The following is a 3,378-nucleotide window of genomic DNA, read 5'->3' as shown; positions in this document are numbered from 1 at the left end:
ACTCGATCCTCGGCCGGCTGCCGTTCGACGTCAGCCTGGAAGGCGAGGACACCATCGTCGTCGGCAACGCCAAGATCAAGTCGTTGGAGGTCAAGGAAGGCCCGGCCGCGTTGCCCTGGGGTGACCTTGGCGTCGACGTCGTCGTCGAGTCCACCGGCATCTTCACCAACGCCGCCAAGGCCAAGGGCCACCTCGACGCCGGAGCCAAGAAGGTGATCATCTCCGCGCCGGCGACCGACGAGGACATCACCATCGTGCTCGGCGTGAACGACGACAAGTACGACGGCAGCCAGAACATCATCTCCAACGCATCGTGCACCACGAACTGCCTTGGGCCGATTGCCAAAGTGCTCAACGATGAGTTCGGCATCGTCAAGGGCCTGATGACCACGATCCACGCCTACACCCAGGACCAGAACCTGCAGGACGGTCCGCATAAGGATCTGCGACGGGCCCGGGCCGCGGCGCTGAACATCGTGCCGACCTCTACCGGTGCGGCCAAGGCGATCGGCCTAGTGTTGCCCGAGCTCAAGGGCAAGCTGGACGGCTACGCCCTACGGGTACCGATCCCGACCGGTTCGGTTACCGACTTGACCGCCGAGTTGTCCAAGTCGGCCACCGCCGACCAGATCAACGCCGCGATGAAGGCCGCCGCCGACGGTCCGATGAAGGGCATTCTCAAGTACTACGACGCCCCGATCGTCTCCAGCGACATCGTCACCGACCCGCACAGCTCGATCTTCGACTCGGGCCTGACCAAGGTGATCGACAACCAGGCCAAGGTGGTGTCCTGGTACGACAACGAGTGGGGCTACTCCAACCGCCTCGTTGATTTGGTCGCGCTGGTCGGCAAGTCGCTGTAGCCGTGTCTATCCCCAACCTGGACGACCTTCTCGCGCAGGGCGTTTCGGGTCGTGGCGTGCTGGTTCGATCCGATCTGAACGTGCCGCTCAACGACGGTGTCATCACCGATCCCGGCCGTATCATCGCGTCGGTGCCCACGATCAAGGCGCTGGCCGACGCCGGCGCCAAAGTGGTGGTAACCGCCCATCTGGGACGGCCCACCGGCGAGCCCGACCTGAAACTGTCGCTGGCCCCGGTCGCCGCGGCGCTGGGTGACCAGCTGGGCAAGGACGTGCAGTTGGCCGACGACGTGGTGGGCGTTGATGCGCGGGCTCGTGCCGGGCACCTGGCCGACGGGGACGTTCTGCTGCTGGAAAACGTCCGTTTCGACCCGCGTGAAACCAGCAAGGACGACGGGGAGCGGCTGGCGCTGGCGAAAGAGCTCGTCGAATTGGTCGGGCCGACAGGGGCTTTCGTCTCCGACGGGTTCGGGGTGGTGCACCGCAAACAGGCCTCGGTTTACGACGTTGCGACGCTGCTGCCGCACTACGCGGGCAAACTGGTCGCCGAAGAGGTCGGTGTGCTCGAGCGGCTGACCGGTTCGACGAAGCGGCCCTACGCGGTGATCCTCGGGGGCTCCAAAGTCTCCGACAAGCTCGGAGTGATCGAGCAACTGGCCAGCAAGGCCGACAGCATCGTGATCGGCGGCGGCATGTGCTACACGTTCCTTGCCGCAATGGGTCTTTCAGTGGGCACGTCGCTGCTGCAGACCGAGATGATCGACATCTGCCGGCAATTGCTCGACACCTACGCCGACGTCATCCGACTCCCGGTCGACATCGTGGTGGCCGACAGGTTCGCCGCTGATTCGCCGTCGAAAGTTGTTGCTGCCGATGCGATTCCGGAAGACAAGATGGGCTTGGACATCGGTCCGGGGTCGGTTATCCGGTTCACCAAACTGCTGAGCAACGCGGAGACGATCTTCTGGAACGGCCCGATGGGCGTCTTCGAGTTCCCGGCATTCGCTGCGGGCACCAAGGGCGTGGCCGAAGTGATCGCCGCCGCGACCGCGAAGGGCGCGTTCAGCGTGGTGGGCGGCGGCGACTCGGCCGCTGCGGTGCGCGCGCTGGGCTTGCCCGACGACGGCTTCTCCCACATTTCCACCGGCGGCGGGGCCTCGCTGGAATACCTTGAGGGCCAGGCACTACCCGGCCTCGAAGTGTTGAGTACCTGAGCGAAGGACGACGATGACCCGCAAGCCGCTGATAGCCGGCAACTGGAAGATGAACCTCAATCACTTCGAGGCGATCGCGTTGGTGCAGAAGATCGCCTTCTCGCTGCCGGACAAGTACTTCGACAAGGTCGACGTCGCGGTGATCCCGCCGTTCACCGACTTGCGCAGCGTGCAGACCCTGGTCGACGGCGACAAGCTACGGCTCACCTACGGCGCGCAGGACCTGTCGCAGCACGACTCCGGTGCATATACCGGCGAGATCAGCGGGGCATTCCTGGCCAAGCTGGGTTGCAGCTTCGCGGTGGTCGGTCACTCCGAGCGGCGCAGCTACCACAACGAGGACGACGCGCTGGTGGCCGCGAAGGCCGCCGCGGCGCTCAAGCACGAACTGACGCCGATCGTGTGCATCGGCGAACACCTGGAGGTCCGCGAGGCCGGTGAGCACGTCGGCCACTGCCAGAACCAGCTGCGCGGGTCGCTGGCTGGATTGTCGGCCGATCAGATCGGCAAGACCGTCATCGCCTACGAGCCGGTGTGGGCGATCGGTACCGGGCGGGTGGCCAGCGCCGGCGACGCACAGGAGGTGTGCGCGGCGGTCCGCAAGGAGCTGGGCTCGTTGGCGTCGCCGCAGATCGCCGATACCGTCCGGGTGCTCTACGGTGGCTCGGTGAATGCCAAGAACATCGGCGACATCGTCGCGCAGGAAGATGTCGACGGCGCGTTGGTCGGCGGTGCGTCCCTGGACGGCGAACAGTTCGCGACGCTGTCCGCGATCGCCGCAGGCGGCCCGCTGCCCTGACGGGCCCCGTACCTCCGCGTCGTCACATTTCTGATCGGCACGCCGATGAATTTGCTTGCGACGCTGCGTCGTAGCGTCGTCGCCGCGCTACGTCCCTCCAGCGCCCCGTGGGCTGTCGGACCTGCCCTGTGGGCCATGGGCACCGCGGCGCTGATCGCCGGTACCGGCGCGATCATCGGTCAGCTGCAACTCGTCGGCCTGGCTTATCTCGGCGCCGCGTGCGCGGTTGTGTTCCTGCACAGCGGGTTCTACCGCGCGAGGTGGTGGGCCTGGGTCGCCCAGGCCCTCGGCGGCGCGGTGGGTATCAGCGTGGGTGCGCTGCTGTTACCCGGCTCCGCCATCGGTCAGACCGTCATCGCCGGGGTGGCCGGTGCGATATCGGGCATGGTGGGCGGGATCGCTCCCAGTACACCGGCATTCGGCCTGATGTTGTCGGTGGGCGTGGCGTTCGGCCAGTTCGGCGGTTCGTCGCTGCCGTGGTGGCAACAAGCCGTGTGCTATC

Annotated in this window: 4 protein-coding genes; all 4 read left to right on the top strand. The window is 66.1% G+C overall.

Annotated elements, in window-relative coordinates; genetic code table 11:
- Positions 1-863 (top strand): type I glyceraldehyde-3-phosphate dehydrogenase (gap, locus tag WAN02_RS32890; RefSeq protein ID WP_422269544.1); only part of this gene is annotated, 863 nt, incomplete at its 5' end.
- Positions 864-865: 2 nt separating this feature from the next.
- The gene (locus WAN02_RS32885) at positions 866-2,077 is read left to right on the top strand and encodes a phosphoglycerate kinase (RefSeq protein ID WP_422269543.1); all 1,212 of its coding nucleotides are present in this window, start codon (positions 866-868) and stop codon (positions 2,075-2,077) included.
- Positions 2,078-2,090: 13 nt separating this feature from the next.
- Positions 2,091-2,876, top strand: coding sequence for a triose-phosphate isomerase (tpiA, locus tag WAN02_RS32880; RefSeq protein WP_422269542.1), 786 nt, complete (start codon positions 2,091-2,093; stop codon positions 2,874-2,876).
- A gap of 45 nt (positions 2,877-2,921) precedes the next feature.
- On the top strand, positions 2,922-3,378 hold a 457-nt coding region (locus WAN02_RS32875; RefSeq protein ID WP_422269541.1), incomplete at its 3' end, for a hypothetical protein.

It is taken from the genome of Mycobacterium sp., assembly GCF_049281135.1.
In the GTDB taxonomy this organism is placed as follows: Bacteria; Actinomycetota; Actinomycetes; order Mycobacteriales; family Mycobacteriaceae; genus Mycobacterium.
Note: the sequence above shows the minus strand (reverse complement) of the source record. Positions and strands in the feature narration are given on the sequence as shown.